The 21,921-nt window shown below is 53.8% G+C and carries 20 protein-coding genes; 10 read left to right on the plus strand and 10 right to left on the minus strand.

Annotated elements, in window-relative coordinates; all coding sequences use genetic code 11:
• Window positions 1-7 precede the first annotated feature (7 nt).
• The 6 genes from ACR0LD_RS07285 to ACR0LD_RS07310 all read left to right on the plus strand — a co-directional run bounded on the left by ACR0LD_RS07285 (window position 8) and on the right by ACR0LD_RS07310 (window position 6,132).
• Complete coding sequence (locus tag ACR0LD_RS07285; RefSeq protein ID WP_480636219.1) at window positions 8-889, plus strand: amidohydrolase family protein; 882 nt, start codon at window positions 8-10, stop codon at window positions 887-889.
• Between the two features lie 30 nt (window positions 890-919).
• The gene (locus ACR0LD_RS07290; protein WP_480636221.1) at window positions 920-1,399 is read left to right on the plus strand and encodes a hypothetical protein; all 480 of its coding nucleotides are present in this window, start codon (window positions 920-922) and stop codon (window positions 1,397-1,399) included.
• 270 nt (window positions 1,400-1,669) lie between these two features.
• Window positions 1,670-1,861: a hypothetical protein gene (locus ACR0LD_RS07295; protein ID WP_480636223.1), complete on the plus strand. Its 192-nt coding sequence runs from the start codon at window positions 1,670-1,672 to the stop codon at window positions 1,859-1,861.
• A gap of 24 nt (window positions 1,862-1,885) precedes the next feature.
• Complete coding sequence (locus ACR0LD_RS07300) at window positions 1,886-2,266, plus strand: hypothetical protein (protein WP_170366830.1); 381 nt, start codon at window positions 1,886-1,888, stop codon at window positions 2,264-2,266.
• A 263-nt stretch (window positions 2,267-2,529) separates the two neighbouring features.
• Window positions 2,530-3,279 carry a DUF3299 domain-containing protein gene (locus tag ACR0LD_RS07305; RefSeq protein ID WP_480636225.1) on the plus strand — a complete coding sequence of 250 codons (750 nt, stop codon included), beginning with the start codon at window positions 2,530-2,532 and terminating at the stop codon, window positions 3,277-3,279.
• Window positions 3,280-3,387: 108 nt separating this feature from the next.
• Window positions 3,388-6,132 (plus strand): AsmA family protein, encoded by a 2,745-nt coding sequence (locus ACR0LD_RS07310; RefSeq protein WP_480636227.1) that lies wholly within the window; start codon window positions 3,388-3,390, stop codon window positions 6,130-6,132.
• Window positions 6,133-6,143: 11 nt separating this feature from the next.
• Here the strand turns inward: ACR0LD_RS07310 and ACR0LD_RS07315 are convergent, their stop codons facing one another.
• Window positions 6,144-6,644 carry a hypothetical protein gene (locus ACR0LD_RS07315; protein WP_170357416.1) on the minus strand — a complete coding sequence of 167 codons (501 nt, stop codon included), beginning with the start codon at window positions 6,642-6,644 and terminating at the stop codon, window positions 6,144-6,146.
• 510 nt (window positions 6,645-7,154) lie between these two features.
• Here ACR0LD_RS07315 and ACR0LD_RS07320 point away from each other — a divergent pair.
• Window positions 7,155-7,883 (plus strand): SDR family NAD(P)-dependent oxidoreductase, encoded by a 729-nt coding sequence (locus tag ACR0LD_RS07320; RefSeq protein WP_170357411.1) that lies wholly within the window; start codon window positions 7,155-7,157, stop codon window positions 7,881-7,883.
• A 49-nt stretch (window positions 7,884-7,932) separates the two neighbouring features.
• Here ACR0LD_RS07320 and ACR0LD_RS07325 read toward each other — a convergent pair whose 3' ends face one another.
• Window positions 7,933-8,688, minus strand: a complete 756-nt coding sequence (locus tag ACR0LD_RS07325) for an N-acyl homoserine lactonase family protein (protein WP_170371558.1) — start codon at window positions 8,686-8,688, stop codon at window positions 7,933-7,935.
• Between the two features lie 484 nt (window positions 8,689-9,172).
• Between ACR0LD_RS07325 and ACR0LD_RS07330 the strand changes: the two genes are divergently transcribed.
• Complete coding sequence (locus ACR0LD_RS07330; RefSeq protein ID WP_170389536.1) at window positions 9,173-9,376, plus strand: hypothetical protein; 204 nt, start codon at window positions 9,173-9,175, stop codon at window positions 9,374-9,376.
• Window positions 9,377-10,019: 643 nt separating this feature from the next.
• Here the strand turns inward: ACR0LD_RS07330 and ACR0LD_RS07335 are convergent.
• Complete coding sequence (locus ACR0LD_RS07335) at window positions 10,020-10,598, minus strand: TetR/AcrR family transcriptional regulator (protein ID WP_254428901.1); 579 nt, start codon at window positions 10,596-10,598, stop codon at window positions 10,020-10,022.
• Window positions 10,599-10,787: 189 nt separating this feature from the next.
• On the opposite strand from ACR0LD_RS07335, the gene ACR0LD_RS07340 reads away from it, so the two are divergent.
• The gene (locus ACR0LD_RS07340; RefSeq protein WP_170446014.1) at window positions 10,788-12,182 is read left to right on the plus strand and encodes an aminotransferase; all 1,395 of its coding nucleotides are present in this window, start codon (window positions 10,788-10,790) and stop codon (window positions 12,180-12,182) included.
• 63 nt (window positions 12,183-12,245) lie between these two features.
• On the opposite strand, the gene ACR0LD_RS07345 is transcribed toward ACR0LD_RS07340, so the two are convergent.
• The 7 genes from ACR0LD_RS07345 to ACR0LD_RS07375 all read right to left on the minus strand — a co-directional run bounded on the left by ACR0LD_RS07345 (window position 12,246) and on the right by ACR0LD_RS07375 (window position 21,051).
• Window positions 12,246-13,814 carry a trimethylamine methyltransferase family protein gene (locus tag ACR0LD_RS07345; RefSeq protein ID WP_480632848.1) on the minus strand — a complete coding sequence of 523 codons (1,569 nt, stop codon included), beginning with the start codon at window positions 13,812-13,814 and terminating at the stop codon, window positions 12,246-12,248.
• Between the two features lie 25 nt (window positions 13,815-13,839).
• A complete protein-coding gene (locus ACR0LD_RS07350) occupies window positions 13,840-15,039 on the minus strand; it encodes an aromatic ring-hydroxylating oxygenase subunit alpha (protein ID WP_170357406.1) in 1,200 nt (399 codons plus the stop codon).
• Between the two features lie 8 nt (window positions 15,040-15,047).
• Window positions 15,048-17,114 (minus strand): oxidoreductase, encoded by a 2,067-nt coding sequence (locus ACR0LD_RS07355; protein WP_480636231.1) that lies wholly within the window; start codon window positions 17,112-17,114, stop codon window positions 15,048-15,050.
• Between the two features lie 94 nt (window positions 17,115-17,208).
• A complete protein-coding gene (locus ACR0LD_RS07360; RefSeq protein WP_170339920.1) occupies window positions 17,209-18,264 on the minus strand; it encodes an ABC transporter substrate-binding protein in 1,056 nt (351 codons plus the stop codon).
• Window positions 18,261-19,376 (minus strand): ABC transporter ATP-binding protein, encoded by a 1,116-nt coding sequence (locus tag ACR0LD_RS07365; RefSeq protein ID WP_170357404.1) that lies wholly within the window; start codon window positions 19,374-19,376, stop codon window positions 18,261-18,263. Before ACR0LD_RS07365 ends, ACR0LD_RS07360 begins: the two co-directional genes overlap by 4 nt.
• Window positions 19,377-19,396: 20 nt before the next feature.
• Window positions 19,397-20,191 carry an ABC transporter permease gene (locus tag ACR0LD_RS07370; protein ID WP_170339925.1) on the minus strand — a complete coding sequence of 265 codons (795 nt, stop codon included), beginning with the start codon at window positions 20,189-20,191 and terminating at the stop codon, window positions 19,397-19,399.
• Entirely contained in the window at window positions 20,188-21,051 is an 864-nt protein-coding gene (locus ACR0LD_RS07375) for an ABC transporter permease (RefSeq protein ID WP_480636233.1), read from the minus strand. Before ACR0LD_RS07375 ends, ACR0LD_RS07370 begins: the two co-directional genes overlap by 4 nt.
• A 191-nt stretch (window positions 21,052-21,242) precedes the next feature.
• Here ACR0LD_RS07375 and ACR0LD_RS07380 point away from each other — a divergent pair, with 191 nt between their 5' ends.
• Complete coding sequence (locus ACR0LD_RS07380; RefSeq protein ID WP_480636235.1) at window positions 21,243-21,884, plus strand: TetR family transcriptional regulator C-terminal domain-containing protein; 642 nt, start codon at window positions 21,243-21,245, stop codon at window positions 21,882-21,884.
• The last annotated feature ends 37 nt before the right edge of the window (window positions 21,885-21,921 follow it).

The raw sequence follows: 21,921 nt of genomic DNA on the forward strand, positions 1-21,921 counted from the left end.
CTGACACGTGGAAACACTGGCCTCACTGACAGCAATCGCCGGATTTGTTTCCTTGGCAGCAAGCGGCGCGTTGGCGCAGGACGCGCTCCCGCAAACCTTGTTCACCAATGTGCATATCTTTGACGGAATTAGTGAAGAGCGGATCGAAAACGCGAATGTTCTGGTTGAAGGCAATCTCATAAAGACAGTCTCGACCGACGGTATTGATGCGCCCGAAGCGACGGTTATCGACGGAGGTGGGCGCACGCTAATGCCGGGATTGATTGACAGTCACGTGCATCTCTACGCTACAGGGCTCGTGCAATCCTTCTCAGGTCTTCAGGCCGCCAAATGGGATCAGATCGGGGCCACAGCAGCCGAAAATGCCCGCGACTATCTCTACGATGGTTACACCACGGTGCGGGATACTGGCGGAATGGGATCAGGTCTGCGCGAACTGATCGACAAGGGGATTGTAGACGGGCCACGTATCTATGCGTCAGGTGCGGCCATCGGCCCGACTTCCGGGCATGGTGACTGGCGAAACCCCGAGCAGCGAACCTTCAACATGGGGTCGGACGACGTCGCCAATACGTTCAACCTGTCCTATATTGCTGATGGTGCCGAAGAAATCCGAAAGGCATCGCGGCTTAACTTCGCGCACGGTGCGAGTTTCCTGAAACTGATGGCCGGCGGCGGTGTGTCATCCGAGCTCGATCCGCTTTGGTCCGTTGCCTACAACGTTGATGAGATTGCAACAGCGGTCGAGGCTGCGTCCTTCTTTGATACATATGTGACTGTCCACGCCTATACGGACGAAACGGTAACAATGGCTCTGGACGCAGGCGTCAAGTCACTGGAGCACGCTCAGATGGTGAGCGAGGAGACCGTCAAACGCATTGCAGATTAAGGTATCTTCTGGGCCTTGAATGTCGCAGGAATGGATCCGGCGCTGCTCGACCATCCGAATTTCTCGATGCCAACGGTGAAACCGAAACTGGAAGAATATCTGGTCGGGTCAGAAAACGTCATTGAGTACATCAAGAAATACAAACCCAAGATCGTGCATAACGTCGACACCGTGCTGTCCACCATTGGGTTTGGCCGCGCACACCGGGACTTTGAAAAGTGCTATTTCGCGGAATTGCTGGGTAACCATGCTTTCCTGGTTGCAGCGACCTCGACTGGTGGCGAGTTGGCACAGCTGACAGGGCGGCGGAACCCTTATCCCAACAAACTGGGCGTGATCGAAGAAGGGGCCTATGCAGACATCCTTATTGTCGACGGGAACCCACTGGAGGACCTGTCGGTTCTTGGCGCAAATCCGAAATGGTTTGATGCACCTGCGCGTGATCGAGGGTTTGAGACCATTCGCGTGATCATGAAAGACGGCGTCTTCTACAAGAATACTCTCGAATGAGCAGAGTATGCGGGAATTTGACACCTGCGCCTTGCATCGTCGATCCTGAACAGGGGAGCGATCAATGAACAAGGCAATCGCAGTAGCTCTTTGCGTTTTTGGGATCGGCGTTGAAGGAGCAGCAACGGAACAAACCCAAAGCCGATACTATCTGGGGATCGGGGAACCAAACCCCGATGCCTGGCAAACCATGATCGACAACCCGACCGACCGGGGAAAGGACATGGGCGCTGCACTCGCCGCAATGGGCGGTGAGATGATAAGCTGTTTTTGGGACTGGCAGATGGCAAGAACTACATCACCGTCCGTTTACCGGACGATCCAGGCATGGTGCAGGCCATGTATTTTTCGCGTCTGAGCCAAGGGGTGCTAAAAGACTACAGGTTCATCGAACTGATGACGAGCGCGGACAGGGTTGAAGCCCTGAAGCGCGTGCCGGAATTTTCAACTCCGGTCGAATGAAGTTAGGAAGCAAAGGAACAGTCTATGAAGATCGTGTACGGAATTCTCGCAGCCTTAACAGTTGTGTTTTTCATCCTTGGAGGCAGCGATGCTTATGCCAAAGACAACAAGGGTAAGAAGCCGAACAAGGGCGGCAAGGACGGAGATGTCAGCATTCAGATCGAAGACAAACCCGGCAAAGGCCCAAAGGCTGTGCCACCTGGCCAGATCAAGCGCTACACGCGCGGTGCCAAGCTCCCATCTGACCTGGAGTTCGAAGAAATCGGGGACCTTTCCAAATGGAAGCTGAAGGAGCCGGGCAATGGAAACCGCTACATTCAGGTCGATGGTGAAGTCCTCGAAGTTACGAATGACCTCTCTACCGTTGTTGATGCTGTCGGCATCGTCGGTGATCTTCTCAACTAGACTAAGGTACGGTGTTTCAGGGCAAGAATTACCTCGTTTGCCCTGACGCTGGCCGGGGCGATCTTTCTGTGAACCCCGGCCCAAGGTCAAAACCCGGACACCAGACCTAGCGATGGAAAAAGCCCTTCTTGTATTTTTTGCGCTTGCTACCCTTTCGTGAGCACGCGTCCTGCTCGCGCAGGAATCCGGTGCAACTGAATGATGACCCGTCAAAGCCAGTGGCAATGGGAGCTGCTTTGCGGACAATTGAGGAGCATATGACAATGCGTCTTTCCTTTGCAGTAATAACTACATGCTTTTTGGCATTGCCGGCTCATTCGGAAGGTAATCGTGTTGAGTGGTCAGACCTGATCGTTGAATCCGCTCAGGACTACGAAGATCCTTTCGTTGAATTGACTGACAAACAGCTTAACGCGCTTCGTAAATTGGTCAGGTTGCAAGCACTACTAGAAAAAGTCGGGGCCACGCCAGAACAGCTGGACCAGCTTCAACTGGATATCGAGACGACCGAAGCAACCCTTGCTGAGGAAGGCATTGATGCGAACTGGCTGATTTCCCAACGCTGGGTTGTGATGGAAAGACGTGAAAAGGCGGGCACGGCCGCCAATGTCGACATCGATGGTGCGAACGTTTCGTTGGGCGGATTTGTGATCCCGGCACCCCGCGACGAAGATGGCTCCCAAATGGCATATATCGTGCCGGAACGTGGAATGTGTAGCCACGTGCCGCCTCCACCACCAAACCAGATGGTGCGTTTGCACCTAAGTGACTCATGGACGCCATCGACGCTTTACGAGCCCATCGCTGTAACTGGGCAAATCAGGATCGACCCGACGCAGAAAGAAATGCTGGTTGTTGATGGTCCCGTTCTCATGAAGGCTGCGTTTACTTTGGAGGTCGATGACGTTCAGACTTTTGGACCAATTCAGTCTTCCAAAGAGGCTACGACCAATAGGGCAAGCGTACTGATGGGAAGAATAATAGCGACTGGCGGGGCTATCAAAGACGAATAGTGACACGGCCCAACTGACCTGAATATGGTTTAGAAGGGGCGTTCAGTTAGGTGGGCCGAATATCTGCTTGTGAGAGACTGAACGGCGAAAGCGGCGATAGGGGAGCGCATGAGGGTTTGGCTATTTAGGGTAATTGGGCTTGTTGCACTTCTCGCTTTCGCAGCAGTTGCGTTTGTTTGGTTGTTGTTTGCTGCTCCGATGTTCTCGGACATGCGACGCGACCTTGTGGAAAGAGTTCTTTCGGAACAAATTGGTCGGCCACTTCTTGTCCATGATGATGTAAGCGTCGCGCTTGGCCGTACGAGTTACATTTACGTAGGTGGTGTGGTCATCCCGAGCCTGACAATGCCGGAGTCAGCTCTTGTGGAATTGAACCTGCTGGAACTGGAGCTGGATATCGCCGCTTTGGCCAACAGGCGCCTGCACTTTGACAATCTCGTCGTGGAAGGCCTCCAAGCAAATCTTCTGACGGCCGAAGACGGTACCACAAGCTGGCGAAAAGGCGAGCCAACACCCAAGCCAACTTCAGAGGAAACTGTATCAGCGGATGATCAAAAAGACGTCGCGAGCGCTGATGGTACCGATAAGACCGACACGGAAAGCAGTGGAATTCTGAACTTCCTGAGCGACAAGAACGTCAGCTTCAGGTCAATCGGGTTAAACATCGACGACAAGGTCTCGGGCTTCTCATTTGTGTTTGACCTTCAGGCCCTCGCGCTCGAACAAGTAGATAATGGACAAAGAACAAAGGTCTCGGGCTCCGGCTCCGTCAACGGTCAGGTTTTCGAAATCGAAGGCGACTACCCGCACGCCGCACCGTTTACGACACGCGCCAGTTTTGGCGAAATGACCGTAAGCTACAATGGCGAGCCCTTCTCGGTAGATGAAGGGGGTGGCTATCGCGCAGTCTTGGAGATGGACACAGGTGAATTCGGTGATTTTCTGGACGTCATCGGGCTGGAACGCGTTCTGGAAGGCAATGGCCAGTTGCAGGCTGAGCTCGTGTCTCAGGACGCTCTGAAGATCGAGGCGTTTACAACCACCGTAAGCCTGGAAGATGGACAGAAACTCGAAGCTGAAGGTTCAATAGATGACCTCTACACCGCTCAGGGCGTCGATCTGCTTTTCAACGCGCGACTTCATCCCGAAGGACAGCCGCCACCAGCAGCAAAAAGTATCCAGGAATTGAAGTTCACGGGCTTTGAAATGTATATGGTCGGATCCCTGGCTTCCTTCGAATTCGAGAAGTTGCTGTTCCAAACTAATGCATTCGACCAAGGGTTAGACGTAATCGGTCCAGCCTCAATCGAAAGCATTCGCCGCATGCCGGACGGCCGGCTCGCCATGCTGGGCATCGCGCTGCAAGCCGGTCCAATTGAAGAGCCTGTCCTGAAAGCCGAAGGTAAAATCCTCGATCTGCTTCAGCTTCAGGACGTGACTTTCGATGGGGAGCTAAACGGGCCCGCCAAGTTGATTTTGCCCAACCTCGATGAAGTCTACGTTGACCAGTTCGGCGGCATCAAAGCCGATTTCAACATATCCAACGCGGGTGGGCCGGTTTCACTCAACAGGTTTAACGCGACGACTTACGACACCGATCTCTGGGCACTCGATCTCGCACTTTCTGTCAACGAGCTAAAAGGGCTTTCCGGTCTCGATTTCGACGTGGAACTGGACATCGACGACAGCGCCAAGTTTCTGACCGCAGTGGATCTGCAGCCTGTCGAGATCGGAGCACTAGCTATTGATGCGGAAACCTCCAAACAGGGCGGGGACTTTGGTGCCGCAATCCAGTTCGAAGCCGGGTCCTCGCATCTTCTTGCAGCATTGGACGCAAATTTCCCCGAGGGCGCTACTGTTGTTCGGGGCAACATCACCAGCGAAAAGCTTGATCTCAACGACCTGAAGAACCTGACTGCCGTGCTGGACCAACTGAAAAGCTTGGTAGGCGAGGCCACAAAGGAACCTGAAGCCGAAGTTCAACCTTTGGTTTTACCGAAGGAGACAGACGTCCAGCCCTTGGTATTGCCAAAGGAAAAAGGGAAACCTGCCGATCTTCTGGATGTGCAGCGCGTGCTGCGAGAAGCTGACGTCGAGGTACAGATCGAATTCAAAGAGATTGTAGGCCAGCAAGGCGTAACGTCTGTTTCAAGCCAATTGTCTGCCAAAGACGGAACCGTGGATTTCGGGCCTCTTCAGATGGCTTATGGTGGCGGAAACTTCAGCCTGCGGGCGGTCATGGATCTGATTGACTCTCCGGATTGGCTTTCATTGTCGGGATCGACCTCGGGATGGGAATTCGGCGAAATCTTGGATGAGTTGGGCATTGGTATTGAGGCCTATGGACGTTTGAGCGGTGAGTTCAACGTTTCTGGCAGTACCGCCTCGGGCAAGGCCTTCGTCAATTCGATGCGTGGCAATGCGTCGTTGTCGATGTCGCAAGGTTACATTAGTACCAGTCTACTAGAGTTGGCCGGGCTGGGTATTTTCCCCTGGCTCTTTTCAGAAGAGTTCCGACAAGGCTATACCGACATCACTTGCGTGGTCGCCCCGGTTGATATCCAAGCCGGGCGTGTCAGTTCAAACTCCATCGTCATCGAAACAGGATCGGTTCAATTGGTGGCCAGGGGGCAAGTGGACTGGCTGAACGATAGCATCGCATTAAGAGCGGAGCCTCGTCGCGTCGGCGAACCCCTATCCCGGAGCGCTTGGCCATTTGATGTAACGGGTCGGCTTTCGTCGCCAAAGTTCAAGCTGGATGTGGGCGGGTCCAGAAACAAGGCTCCAGAAGGCGCTGATGCTATGCCTACCAACAGGCAACCTTGTGTGCCGGACATCAATCAATTGCAATAATTGGAAGCTACTTAGTTCTTCAGTGGTTCCGGCTGTTCGGCCTGACACGCCAGAACCGCTTCGATTGCTTTTGCAGACCCGCTGAGATCGAGTTCCACCTCGGCCCCACTTTCACCTATAATCGTAACGCTTTGGCGTTTTCCAAACTCGGTTACAAAAGCCGGGTTGTCGAAAAAGGCGTAACCGCCGGGTACGCCATTCTTGAAGACACCAATTGCCTCGCCTTCGAATTGCGCATCACCAAAATCGAACTTCACGATGCCCTTCGCGCCGTCCTCGATCTGAACCCAGGCCGGATTAAAGGCGGCAAAAAAACCACCGGCCTGATTGGGCGCCGCGCCTATTTCAACAGTCATTTCATTTTCAAAGGGCTTCCACGCGAGACAACCATTGCCCTTTTCGGGATCAATCAGGATTGTCCAGTCCCCGGATTCACCCCACCGCTCCATACCGGCGGCATGAAGTAAGCTTGCACAACACAAAGCCAGTATTGTCAGCACATACCTATACATTTTTGACCCCGGATTAGTTTTGAAGGTTTACCCATCCTACCGATCAAGGACGATCAATCAAACGATACAAAAGAAGCGTCATGAGGATACAAGTCGTCGGGGCGCAACCGTGAAGTCTAGTTCCTGCTCATAGCCGCATACGCCGCTATTAGAAGGAATGCCCGGTTTGAGCCGTCTGCTGTGCTTTGCACAGTCCACTTTCTGCGCATTGCTGTCATTGGGGCATCGATCAGCATCAGTCAAAGTGGGCTCAAACCGGTCATTCGCTGCAACTTGTTTGAACGTCTGCTTTGCGGACCATGCTGCCGTTTGCTTCAGTTGCAACGTCGAAAGGCACATCCGGCGCCAAAGCGCGGTGGAATGACATCGCAAGGTCTAACTCCGAGCCCAAACCAGACGCTCACCGAATTTTTTGAGAGATTGACTATCCATACTTGCAGAAACCTGCGTTGCGGGTTTCCTTCTGTAGTTCAAGATATCCACTGTTTCGCCAGGGTTCGAGGAGTTACTATGAAAACAGCCGTTGTGACTGGTGCCGCGGGAGGGATGGGACAGGCTATCTGCCGCCAATTGCGGACATGTGAGTTCCACGTCCTTGGACTGGACCTCAACGAGGAGGGCTTGGATGAACTGGCGGCAGAGTTAGGTTCAAATTTCACACAATTCTGCGTTGACTTGACGGATCCAGTTGCAATCGCGCAGACGTTTGATGGCATAAAGTCAGCTTATGGCGGCCTCGATGCTTTGGTAAACAACGCTGGCACCTGCTTCATGTCCGACTTCCCGCATATACCGCCCGAGGAACTGGAAAGGCAGATGGCAATCAATTTCAACTCTGCGTTCCATTGTTGCCAGCAGGCTGTCCGATTGATGTTGGAACGCGAGGGCGTCAAAAAGATTGTGAATATCTCATCAAACGGAGCTTACAATTTCGATGTATTTGACCCTCCGCACTACCGGGCATCAAAGGCGGCGATGGATACCCTTACGAAAGACCTAGCCCGTCGATACGCAAAGGAAAAAATCTGTGTGAACTCGCTGGCGCCAGCCATGACCGAGACGCCCTTGTTCAATGTCTTGTCTGAGGAAGTCTTGGAGAAAGCCGTTGGCGCCATGCCGCATGGTCATGCGATGCAGCCCGAGCAAGTCGCCTCTTGGGTCAGTTTTCTCATTTCACCGGCCGGTGACGTTTCCAGCGGAAATGTAATCATTCTGAATCAAGGGCGGGACGTCAGGTAGTTTTCAGGAAGATCAATCGATTTCGGGAAAGGTGGACCACCGGTTGGGGTCAACGGTAGACCTCTGGTGCTTTCTTCAGAACTGGCCATTGATTTGGACAATGCCCATAGATCACAAAGGCGTTTCGCTCGGATGCTAGACGCATCAACCTGTCTGCGCTGGCAATCGCGGCTTCTTCGTCCCATGACCCTGCAAATTTCTCATCGATTTCTGACGGTCGGGATATCGCGTCACTGGTGAGCAAAACCGGACCCGAGGGAAGATCGACCATCAGGGCGATCTGGCCTGGTGCATGACCGGGTGCCGCCATTACCAGAATACCTGGTCCAATCTCTACGTCGCCATCAATCAAAAAGTAATCCCGATCGGGCCACTCCAAAGGCTGCACACCGCCCCAATACAATGGACGAGGCAGAGCCCGCTCCACGGAAGAGATCAGTATCGGAGTGCTCGGAAAGTCGCCCAATCCCCCGATATGGTCGATATGAGTGTGGGTACAAATCTGCAACGTAATGTCTGATGGAATGAGACCGAGCTTTGCCAGTTGCGCGCGTGGCAGATTTTCCGGTTCACATTTTAGGACTTCGCCAAACTCGTACAAAAGATCTTCTTTGACCGCGGCTTCGGTATCGGTCGCATATTTTTCGGGAAACCCGGTGTCGATGAGTATGGCTTCTCCCAGATCCGTCCGGATCAGAAAGCCGCAGATCCCAATGATGCGACCCGTGGAATGAACCTTGAACAGCCCGTAGTCCAAAACTGCCAGGTCAATCGGCCGCCCTTTGACAAATCCCTCAGCTTGCACAAACTCTCTCCCTCATTGACTGCAAGGATTTTGAGTAGAGTGTGAAAGTCAAGGAGTCCGCCGTCACACTGCACACTATACTAGCTATCACTCAGCCCAGCACTGCTACGGGTGAAGCTTGGAGCGAGATTGGCGGTTGAGATCGGAAAGAGGTCTTTTCTCTTAGTCAACCGACCAACAGTTAAACGTTTTGGTAGAAAATCACTGATATTTGGCCAATCTGCCGATTTTGGCTAGACTTAGAGAGTTCCCTCAACGCACAGAAAATTTGTCCGCATTCCCGACCTTGCCACTGTGCGCTCCGGAACGCTCTAACCATTGGGACTACACCGTTTAATCGCCAAGGAAGCCACCGGGAGAGTGCCAGGACGCCCGAGACCAATGTCGGGAGTTATTTTTTGCCCAAGAGCACATTCGGGCCACCGTCTGTCAAACTTGATCAGCCGTGTTTTACATGGCGTCAAGATACGAAAGGCGAAATTTGATGGACGCACCAGTTATCCAACTGATATTTATGCTAGCCTTGCTGGTTGGCGTGATCTGGCTTTATATCCTGCCGATCACGATGGCGGGGCGGCGCAACCGATCCGGTTTGATCTGGTTCCTGATCGGTCTGGTTGGATCACCGCTTTTGGCCATCCTTTTACTACTGGCTTTGGGTGACGCACCCGAGCATCCAGCAACCTAGTTTTGTGAACGATACCGTCGGACACACAAAAAGGCTCCACCGGAGGGTTTCTGGACACCGGTGAGCCGAAACGGCCTTCTCAGCATGTAGGGAGGCCTTGAATTGAGTCACGACACTTTCGGAAGAGAAGAAAAGTACTCCTTCCCACTCTCGACGGCCGTGTAGCGCAATCCTACGGATGACCGATCTGTTTGAAGAATCCTAGAACTTTGTCCGTGACCCGGTCATAGCGGCAGTTCTGACGAACGTCCGACACCGTTAGGAGCAGCCAATGAGGTTGGTGCCAGTTTGGCGGTCCTGCCCCCAACCATGAGACTTCTTGCTACATATGCCGACGCTGATGTCGTTGTTGTGAAAACGGTCATAACCGGTGGGATTGAAGATGCCGGCGCAGCTCATATTATCATCTGGGGATTTTTACTGACTTTGTTATTGGAATTTTGCTGATCGCGCGCGGCCGCGGGTTGGAAGCTTCGGCTAGTTCGCTGATCATCGGCGCGCTGCTATTTGGTGTTTTGCATTGCTCATGTGCGTCTTATGGGCCCAACCAATGAATAATGACTTGCGGCGATTCATTCACGAGACACGGACGGATTAGGGATTGACCTCGGTAGGTTCCTATTTTCAAAAGCCACCTTCATCCTTAGATCTTTTGGTTGCTAAAGTGTTTTGGAAACATCGATTGCAGTACAAACAGGCAGATCCTCAAAGCCTCCGAAGGTTTGAAGATCTCTGAGTGCAAGTGGTAGTCGGTCCAGAGCCCTTCCAGCAAAGCAACCAATGCGTCTGTTGCAAGATTGGCGTCTACGTCATCGTACTGGCCTTCAACCTTTATTTGCTCCAACAGCTCCAGTATCGCCGCCCTGAAACCTTTGTCTCGCGAGTCGATGAAAGGAAATACCTTCGGGTTCGAGAGCGCTTCGGCCCGGAAGGAAAACCAAATTGCGACGTCCCGTGCATTTAGGACCAAGGGATCGAAGTCTGCCTTAATGAAAGAGATTAACTTGTCTGCCGGGTCCAACTCGGGATTGGCTGCGATGACCTTCCACTGCTCCGCGTAGCGGACTGACAATTCCTCAGCCACCGCAAGCAGAAGCTTTTCTTTGGAGCCAAAGTGTAGGTTTACCATCCCTTGCGACAGTCCCGACAACTCTTGTATTCTCGCCGAGGTTGTGCCGCGAATTCCGTACTTATAGATGGCCTCTGCAGCCGCTTGGATCAACTGCTTTCGGTTCTGCAGCTTACCCAGATCACGGGCATTGGTTGGGATATCAGGCTCGAGAGTAATCTTGTTTGTCCTCCGCTGGGTGGTCGCCCTTTGTCTTCTCGCATTTAGCAGAGCGAAAGTTCAAGAATTGACATTGAATAAATGTTTGTTCATTTTGTGATTTCCATTTCATCGAGACGCTGCATGACCCTTTCCAACTCTGACTTTCGGTCCATTCGCGAGTGGGATAACGAACATTTCCTGCACCCGTGGGAGGGAATGTCATGTTTGGGCCAAAACGCACGCACCTTTGCAGAAAGCGGCCTGGGCGTTCACGTCTTCACTGAGGACGGAAAGCGCCTAATAGACGGCCCTGCTGGCATGTGGTGTATGCAATTGGGCTATGGAAACACTGAAATTGCCGATGCCATGGCCCAGCAGGCGAAAGAGATGGCGTATTTTTCGCCCTTCAACAATGCCAACTCAGCCCCCGCCCGGTTGGCGCATGAGATCGCCAAGAGGACGCCGGGCGACCTGAACCATGTGTTCTTCACGACAGGTGGCTCAACCGCCGTGGATTCCGCTCTTCGGTTTGTGCAGTTTCGCAACAACCTTCTGGGCAAGCCTGAAAAGAAGATCGTGATATCGCGGCAGAAAGCCTATCACGGATCGACCTACCTGGCGGCCTCAGTGTCCGGAAAAGAGCGAGACAAAGGTTGGCTGGACCAGGCAAGTCACCTGACGCGCTTCCTGCCGAATGTGAATCCTTATACGCGTCGCCCCGAGCAGACAGTCGACGACTTTCTGGACGAAAAAATAGCGGATCTGGAAAACATGATCCTGCAGACCGGAGCAGACAAGGTCGCAGCTTTCATCGCTGAACCGATCTTGTGCTCTGGAGGTGTCATCGTACCTCCACCGGGATATCATCTGCGCTGTCTGGAAATCTGCCGAAAGTACGATGTCCTGTATATCTCGGACGAGGTTGTGACTGGGTTCGGACGGCTTGGGCATTGGTTTGCGTCCGAAGCCGTCTTCGGTATTCAGCCGGATATCATCACCTGCGCCAAGGGAATGACTTCAGGGTATGTGCCGATGGGGGCCTGCATCATTTCTGATCGGCTGATAGCAGAAATAAGCGGCGAACACGCCCAGGACGCTACCTTTTCTAATGGCTTCACCTATTCGGGCCACCCAGTAAGCGCGGCGGCCGGTTTGAAGACGATCGAAATCATGGAGCGTGACGGCGTTCTTGAGCATGTCCGCGCGATCACGCCGCTGTTCGCAGAACGCCTTCAGGCCCTAGCTGAATTGCCGCTCGTCGGTGATGCCCGCGGTATGGGGCTGGTTGGATGCGTTGAGTGTGTTGCGGACGCCAAAGCCGATAACTTGCTGGATCTTGATAAATCAGTTGGCGCATTGATCGATCATCATTGTCAGGAGAACGGACTGATCCTGCGGCCAATCATCAATATGTGTGTGTTTTCTCCGCCGTTGATCATTTCGGAAGACGAGTTGAACCAGATGTTCGACATCCTTGAAAAGGGCATCCGGCTGGCGACCGAGGACCTGACGCGCCAGAATGCGTTGAGAACTTAGGAATGGCTTCGGGGTGGCCTCGCAACCTTGCAAGTGGCGAGCCCCTACCGCGACCTGCTACGCTCACCCAGCCCGCATTTCTTCAGGCGGCAACTTGATCGGAAACTTGGATCGAACCTCTTCATCAGCCTTGCTGCCAAAGTAGTTCGGGTAGTGATTGGATAGGATATCGTTCACAACCGACCTGCTCCGCTCGAACATATCCTGACGGCCTGCCTTCTCCCAAGTGTCGGTAAGCTCCCGATCCATCAAGGTTGGGTAGACATACTCGGTCTCCATGTATTGCAAGGTCTGCGCATTACCAAGGAAATGACCGGGATCTATTGCGCATTCATGGATGACGTCGACCGAAAGCGTATCGTCACTCACCTCGATCCCGCGCAGTGTTCGAGAGATCATGCCCGCTGCCTCGTTGTCGATCACCATTGACTCAAAGCTACAGCCCATCAGGCTGCCGAGCATTCCACCAAACTCGCACAACCGGTTTGCTCCCGCATGGGCCGCCAAAGCGAAGGTAAGCGCTTTTTCCAGCCCATATTGCGCATCGGGGATTTTGGAATCCGTCATTCCACATCCGACGCTGGTTGGTAGGTTGTAGAAGTTGCCCATCTGAATAGCAGCGGCTGAAATCAAAGCCTGCTCGCCACTTCCGCCAGTAAACGATCCAGTGCGCAGATCAGTAATGAACGGCCAAGCCGCAAAGACGACAGGTGTTCCTGGGTTGATCAGGTTGGCAACGGCCACGCAGGAAAGGGTCTCGGCCACCGCCTGCGCCAGCGTGCCGGCCAATGGCGCTGGTGACGTGGCTCCGGCTTGTGGCGGAACGGCAAGGTCGCAGACAAGGCCCATTTTTGCAGTATCAATCAGGATTTCCAGGTTTTCCCGCCCGAACCGAAGCGGTGAGACGATGGGACAGCCTCCAAAAATCACCGAAGGCTTTTCAAGGAACTTTCCCTCCCCGCCCGATGCCAAATCGAACATATGAATGGCGTCTTTTATGTGTTCGCGCGTGCGGAATGTCAGGCAGGACGGTTTCTCGCTTCCCGCCAGAATGGCGTATAGCATGCTCATGTCATGCTCGTAGTCCTGCGGGACATCCGTTGCCAGAACCGTATCACCGGTCATGTGAATGTTGTCGAGCCGGTCTACAAGTCGGGTGAAATCGTAGATATCCTTGAGCGTTGATGGTCGGTAACTGCGCGTTTCCGCGTCAAACGTTGTCACCGCCGTACCGGAATTTGCGTAATACACCTTGTCCTTGGTGCAGTGCATATCGTCCTTTCCAGCCCGAGATCCGCGTGCATGGACATAGAATTCGCTTGCGGTCTTGGCCAACAGGTCTTCCATCAAGGCCCGAGGAAAGCATAGCCTGCCGTGCTCGTTCACCGTCGCCCCTTTGGGCAGCACGAGATCAAGAACTTCCTGTGTTGGATCACCGACGCCCGTACGCTCCAGAATACTCAGGGCGGCTTCATGAATGCGCGCAATGTCAGCGTCTGAAAGGGGCTTGTATCTTCCTCCGGCAATCCCCGGCCAGATTGCCTGTGAAGCGACATTGCTGGTTCGCACGGCAGCACGTGCCTCACGCCCGCCCCCGCGCCGTCTTGATCTGCGCTTCGTTAACTCTGTCATGGTGTTTCTCCGAATTCTGAGCGTGTCAGATCATGCTGAAGTAGTTGCGATAGAAACCAGGAATGCTCCACTCCATCTCGGACAGCGGTCCCGGCACGAAATGGTGGGAGTTCACGCCTTCCTGATTGTTACGGATGATCCGCTCATCATCGAGCGACGTGACATGCCAGAGCCATGTCAACGCATCCTTATCGTAGTCACGACCCTCTCGAGCATCGCCGCGCACATACCAGACGATCTGAATATCCGTTTCCTGCAGAGCGCGCGGAACGAACCGGTAGCCAACCATGTGATCTGCATAAACAAGGAAGTAGTTCAAAGTCCCGATCCCCAGATCGGTGGCACCGCCGTCGTGACCCTTTAGCTCTCCCAGAGCGGGAGCCAAAGGCGTACCATCCTTGCTGCCCGTCAAATACCCAGGAAACAGCGGGTAGCGCCGCCAATAGACATCTGCACCCGGCGCGAGCGCGTTTTCTCCGGTCAGGTCCAACTCCTCCAAGGGAACTCCGACTTCGTCCATCCGCTCGCGAAGAGCGCCGCTGAACTCAAGAACTTGAGCAGGATCTTTCAACGAGTGACTGCGCGAATAGTCCTGATGAGACGGGGCGCAGTGATAGCATTCCAGATAGTTTTCCAAGGCCAGTTTCCAGTTCGCGGGAACCGGATACGAGGCTTCATGAGCGACCTTCAGATTTTCAAAGTCAAACGGCTTTGAAAGTGGAGTGAGTCGCTCCAGCGCGGCATCCAGAGGTGGTGCATTCGCGGCTGCACAGACGAATATAAGACCTTGGTATATCTTCACCTGAACCGGGAACAACCCATACTGGCCCGGATCAAAATCCGATCCCATTGATCGACCGTTCCGCAGTTTGCCGTTCAAGTCGAAAGTCCACGCGTGATACGGACATATGAAGTTGCGGGCTTTGCCTTTCCGTTCGATGCAAACCCGCGATCCACGATGGCGGCATACGTTCAGATGCCCGCGCACTTCGCCCTCACGATCCCGAACGATAATGATGGACTCGGGTCCATAGTCGAACAGGAAATAATCACCCGGCTCAGGGACCTGGCTAACATGGCCGACCCAGATCCAGTTTCGGTTCCAGAACGCACTGATATCGTTCTCGTATACGGCTTGAGACGTGTAGAAGTGACGAGGCAAGGCGAACCCTTCACGTTGCGAGCCCATCAAGTCGCGCATAACTTGCAAATCATCTTTTGGCATGGCGCACCTCATACAAGTTCAAGGGAAACGAGTTCCCGACGAAAAAATTCGCGGTCAATTTCGCCCGCCTCGCGTTCAAAATTCCGAGCAGCCATGTGACCCGAATATACTGCGTCCGCGATCAAGCCGGGGTTTGCTGCATCTCCGATCAATTCCAGCGTTGTCAGCGGGTTGTTGGCCAAGCTGCGCAGCTCATCGTAGAGGTTGGTTTCGCGCGCGCGCTGCGTCACCAACACAACTGAACCACATTCTTTGGTCTGTTCTTGCCCCGTGTACGCACATCGCACGGTCGCCTGCCCCGGCGCCACGTTGTCCAATGTATGAGACAGGACCAGTTGAACGCCGCCCTCCAGAAGACTGCGTTGTACTCGAGTTTGTTCCAGCGTTAGTTCAGTAAACGGCGAAACCATTGAAGCCGGGGTTACAAAGACGACCTCATGTCCAGCCCGAGCCAGATGATCCGCCAATACACCACCGAGATATGCCTGTTCATCATCGTAGACCAAAACCGGACCGCTCCCCGGCAGTGTCCCTGACATGATGTCATCCGGCGTAAATACCTGAGCGCCGGCGCTTATTGATACGCCGTGAAATCCAGATTTCCCGCGCCCGTCTCGTCGCCATTTTGCGCCAGTTGCGACAAAGACGTTCGGAATAGCCAGCTCGACAACCTCGGTTGCTGACAACAGGCTGTCGGTGAACAGTTGAACGTTCCCTCTTTGCCTAAGGTCATAAATCCTGTGATCTGTGACGCGTTTCCAAGCGGACAGCCCGGTCAGACCAGACTCCTGCAAGACACGGCCGCCAAGCTCTTGCTTGGCTTCCGCCAGAGTTACCTCGTATCCCCGCCGCGCCAATTGCATGGCGCATTCAAGTCCGGCTGGTCCGCTGCCCACAACGAGCGCAGTTTTCTCTTTCCCCCGACGCTCAATGAACTCTGGATGCCATTTCCGCCGCCACTCTTCGCCCATGGTCGGGTTTTGTGTGCAGCGTACGGGGACACCGAGAGAGTCGGATGAAACACAGATATTGCAACCGATGCACTCACGGATTTCTTCGATGCGACCTTCCTTGATTTTGTTGGGCAGAAACGGATCAGCGATGGATGGCCTCGCCGCGCCGATAAAATCAAGAATGCCTTTCCTGACCAGTGACGCCATCAAATCCGGCGACGTAAGACGCCCGACGCCAACAACAGGTTTGGAAGTCACCTGTTTCACGAATTCGATATATGAGGTTTGAAAGCCGTCGCGGGGCTCGAACCGGGTAGTTGCAGAGTCGTTGCTCCAATCTGCCACGTTAACATCCCAAAGGTCAGGAAGCTCGGCCAGCAACTCGACTACAGCACGGCCTTCTTCCTGCGCTTGCATGCCGTCTGCCCCGAGCATTTCGTCAACCGCAAATCGCAGGGCAATGGCGCAATCGTCTCCAACCTCTTCCTTGGTTTCTTCAAGAAGCTCGCGGGTTAGCCGCACCCGGTTCTCCAGTGAACCTCCATACTCATCCGTTCGATCATTGAACTGTGGCAGCAGGAAATGATGAGGCAAGGTCATGTGATGCCCGGCATATACATACACGATGTCGAACCCGGCTTCGCGCGAACGGCGAGCCGCTGCGCGATGCCACTTGCGAAATTCGCGAATGTCCGCCTTATCCATCGCCCTGGCTTGCTTGGGATAAGCAGTTTGCAAGGCAAGTTCTGAAGGCGCCAGCAAAGGGGCCCGGCTCAGATGATTTTGCGCGTGGTGACCGTTATGCGCCAATTCAATAGCCGCCAAAGACCCCTTTCCATGCACCGCCTCGGTCATCAGGCGCAGCGCCGGGATATCCCGCTCATCCCAAAGTCGGTTTTCGGCAAACGGGGACAGGTCAGAAGTCGGGTGAATTTCCGTCTCCTGGTTGGAGACGACGGCCCAACCACCCTCGGCCTTCATTGCCCGCATGGCAGCCTCGGCCTGCGGTCGCAAGTGCCCCATGCCGTTGCAGTGGGGCACTTGGTAGAACCGGTTTCGAGCCGTCACTGGCCCAATTTGAACCGGTTCAAAGAGTACAGAATATCCGTCAGCGCCTGACATTGCCGCGCTTCCTCCAAGAAAATCGGAAATAGTTTCGTGGGAATGGAAGGGTTTCTACATCCCCACCATTCCCGGCTGTGTTGTAAGAGCGCCCTCAGAAGCCCGCTTTAATGCGCTCGAATTCCTTCAACATCTTGGCCTCCAACTCGGGGTTAACGGCGTCGAAGAACAAGCTGCCTTCAAAGAAGCTGTCCACATCCGAGAACCCGTAAGTTTCGATCAACTCCGGGTCTGCCTGCGCAAAAGCGTCTTCATTGGCGTGGGCGTATCCCCAGCTTTCAATGATGTACTTCCCACTTGCCGCGGAGCTGAGCGCGTTCAGCATGTCATAGACCTGCTCATCCGACTGCTTCGCAGATTTCAGATGTACATAACCGCAGACCCAGGTCGCGATGCCTTTGTCCACATCACGCATCATGACTGCTGGGGTTTCGTTCCAGATCAGGTTCAGTTCCGATTGGTTCCATCCCCAACCCAGCGTAACCTCACCGCTGGCAATTGCCTGATCCAGTTGGCCGGCATCGGACCAATAAAACCGCACGTTCGGATGAACCGCGCGCAGATAGTCCGCCGCTTTTTGGAATTCCTCGTCACTCATATCGGTATAGCTGGACGCTCCAGTCGCCAAGGCTGCCATTGCAAAGGCACTGGAAGCGGCGTCCGGAATGGCGACTTTGCCCTGATAGGCGGGATCTGCAAGCAATTGCAGCGAAACATCATCCGCCGAAATCATATCGGTGCGATAGATCAGGCCAGTGTTGCCCCACTCAAACGGCACCATGTAGGTCTGCCCATCGATCGTGATGCCATCGACCTCTTTGATCTTGGGCATCAACTTGTCCCAATTCTCCAGCTTGCTGGTGTCGATTGGCTTGATCAAATCTGCCGCCACCCATTTCCTCAGAGCATCTGTGCAGGGGTGAGCCAAATCGGCCTCAAACCCGGACTGAAGCTTGGTGAACGCTTCTTCCACGCTGCCAAAATAGGTGTAGCTGGGCGCCCCACCGTACTTTTCGACATAATCGCCGTAGAAACCCTGATCCTCATATCCGGACCAGTCAAAAACGGTCAGGTCAGCGGCGTTCGCCAGAGCTTGGCCCGCGGTAAAGGTGGCAACTACTGCTGCCGTAAGTGATGCTGTTTTAATCATTGTTCTCCTCCCAAAGATTCACGTTTACCCAAGTCAATCACCGAGGCGCTTTGAACGCCAAGCCAGACGGTATCGCCGCGCGTGTGATCGACCGTGTGAAAGTAATTTGGTACTGCGACGGCAATGCTGTCTTTCAGACCATCGACGCGCACATAGTAGTGGACACTCTCGCCATAAAAGGCGACGTCCGAGACCTCGCCCTGAACAAGAGCATCATAGCCATCCGGTTTTTCCGAGCTGATTTCCAGTTGCTCAGGTCGAACCCCGACAAGAAGTTCCTTGTCATGCACCTGGACGTTGGGGTTCACCCCGATTTCCATCTTCCCAAAGCCCTTGACGTTGACTTCGAGCGTTTCAGAATTCTCCGAAGTCACTTCGGCATCCAGAAAGTTCATTCCACCGATGAAAGAAGCCACTTCCCGGTTGCAGGGTTGGGAATACAGGACCTCTGGCTTATCCACCTGCTTGAGCTGCCCGGCGAACATGACGCCGATGCGGTCGGACATGGTCATCGCCTCGTACTGGTCATGCGTGACCATGACGAAAGTAATTCCAAGCTTCTGTTGAAGGCGTCGCATCTCCAACTGCATCGCTTCGCGCAGATTTTTGTCCAACGCAGACAACGGTTCATCCAAGAGCAATACCTTGGGCCGCATAACGAGTGCCCGGGCGAGTGCCACACGTTGCCGCTGACCTCCCGACAATTCGTTGGCTTTTCGGTCCTGCAGGCCGCCAAGCTCGACCATCTCAAGCGCCTCGGCAACACGCTCTTTGATTTCCCTCCGAGACAGCTTTGTTTTGCGTAATCCGAAGCCAACATTGTCGCCGACGTTCAAATGCGGAAAGATCGCATAGCTTTGGAACACCATATTTGTAGGGCGCTTGTTGGCAGGCACCTCTCCCATCGTCCGACCATCGATCCGGATCTCGCCTTCTTCGTGATCCTGAAAACCCGCGATGATACGCAAAGCCGTTGTCTTGCCGCAGCCTGAAGGGCCAAGCAACGAAAAGAACTCACCTTCTTTCAAGGTCAGGTTCAGATCAGACACAGCCACAAAGGAACCAAAGCGTTTTTCTACGCCCCGAATTTCGATGATGTTCTGTTCGCTCATCTTACTTGTTTCCTTTGGCTTCAATCTGAGGACTGGATGGAACGGCGGCGGAAATATTCGGCAATCAACAGCAGCAGGACCGATGACAGTAATAGCAGTGACCCCAGTGCCAACGTGTTGGGCAGCTTTGCCGGGAAGCGGATTTGGCTCCAGATATACACCGGCAGTGTTGGGCTGTTTCCGGATAGGAAAAAGGCCAGGACGAACTCGTCAAACGACACTGTGAAGGTGACCAACAGGCTGGCAATGATTCCCGGCGCGACGATTGGCAGGGTAACACGTCGAAACGTTCCAACAACGCTTTCACCAAGATCGAACGCGGCCTCCTCCAGGGACTGGTCGAAGTCGTCGAACGCAGACTTCATGATCGACACGGAAAAGGGCAGCGCCACAAACACATGCCCAAGGATCACGGTGGTCAGCGATGGTTTCAGCCCGATGCTGATGAACAGAACCAGCATTGAACTGGCAACGATGATGCCGGGAATGACCAGTGGAAGCATGACCAATCCCTCGGACAACTCACGCCCCGTGAAGCGATAACGGACATAGGCGCGAGCTGCAAAGAGACCCAGGGAAGTTGCCATCACGGCGGTCACGCTGCCGACGATCAGCGAATTCACCATGGCTTGCAACAGCGTGTCTTGCTGACCCAACTGCGCGTACCATTTCAACGTGAAACCTTTGAGCGGGAACGCCACGATGGTTCCGTCATTGAACGAAAACAGCGGCAACAGCAAAACCGGCAGATAGAGAAACACCAGGTAGGCAATCGCGTAAACCAGCAACCATGAGATGCGAAATACCCTGGTCATCTGATCCTCCGACCCAATGCGGTGACGATCACCACGAACAGGATCGAAACGCAGCCGACCGAAAGCATGGCGAGAAGAGACAGGGTTGCACCCAACGGCCAATTATTGGCGGCGCCAAACTGCACCTGGATCAAGTTCGCGACCATTTTTCCCTGAGATCCACCGACCAAGGCCGGAGTGACGTAATCGCCGACGGTTGGGATGAAAATGATCAGGCAGGCCGCGATGATCCCCGGCACCGTCAGGGGCAGTGTCACACGTACAAAGCGCTCCAACTTACTGCAGCCAAGGTCTGTTGCGGCCTCCAAAAGGCTGCGGTCAATCTTTTGCAGCGATACATAGATCGGCAGGATGGCAAACGGTGCCCAGGCGTGGGCGAGCGTAAGGACCACAGCAAACTCATTGTAGAGCAGGAATGTCAGTGGTTCTTGTATCAAACCCAATGAAATCAGCGCCGAGTTCAACACCCCGTTGAAACCAAGAATGAGTTTCCAACTGAACACGCGCAGAAGGTAGCTGCTCCAAAAAGGAATAGTGATCAGCAGCAGCCAGAGGGTCTTCTTTTGCGTACGAAACGCAATGAAGTAGGCAATCGGGTAGGCCAGACAAACCGTTACCAATGTCACCGCGCCCGCAATTGCAACCGAACGGATCATTAGGTGTCGAACCAAGGGGTCAGTAAACGCCTCTTGGTAATTCGCCCAAGTCAATGTCCGGTCAATCTGGACATATGTCTGGGTCCAAAAACTGTAGGCGACAAGAATACAGAGCGGCACGGCTACAAGCAGCCCCACGTAGAGCGTCGCAGGCGCGCTAAGTGCCAGGCCCTTGCCCGTCTCACTTCGTAGTGCTCCTGCCATGCTTCCCTGCTGAATGTCGTTTTCGATGCTGTGACAACAGTCGATCACAAAATGGACAATCGTCCATTTAAATCTGGGATTTTTGCACTAGTTGTGTCAACTGATTATTTCGACATAGAGGCTGGCCAATTTCGCATCGGCCACTAGACGCCACCGCAAGAGACTGAAAACAAATAGAGCCGCCTAATCATATGACCGGAAGACGACAAGAAATACGCGAACGAAATCGCCTTTCTCTGATCGAGGCCGTACTCGACTCGGTGGCAGAGAAAGGGATTTCCGAGACCTCAGTCAGCGAAATCATCCAACGCGCCAATCTGTCCCGCGGCATGATTCATCTTCATTTTGGTGGTAAGGACAACTTGGTCGACGAAGCCGCCCGCTATTCATCCGAACAATACTACAACGGCATTTATGACTTGTTGGAAGCGACCGGGCAAACCGGACAGGAACATATTGAGATGATTGTTCGGGGCGACTTGAGTGAAACCATTCTCAACAAGAAAAACGTCTCCATTTGGTACGCATTTCGAGGCGAGGCCCGAAACAGAGCAGCAATCGCTGCGTTTTCAGATACCCGCGACGCCAAGCTTCGGAACTTGGTTTTCAACGCTTTCGCTCGAATTGCAAAAGAAACTGGGACGGAACACCCTAATCAAGTTGCCAGGGACGCCACGCACGGCACACTCGCAATGCTCGAAGGCATGTGGACTGATTACCTACTCCACCCGGATTCATTTGACCGCGACGAAGCAATGAGAATTGTTTTCCGATTTCTGCGTGCAATGTTCCCAAAGCACTTTGACCTGAATGGCGCAGTGTTGTCTGATTAGAGATCGCGAAAGGTTTACAGTCTGGCCATTGTGGAGG

The organism is Ruegeria sp. BF8 (assembly GCF_056538625.1).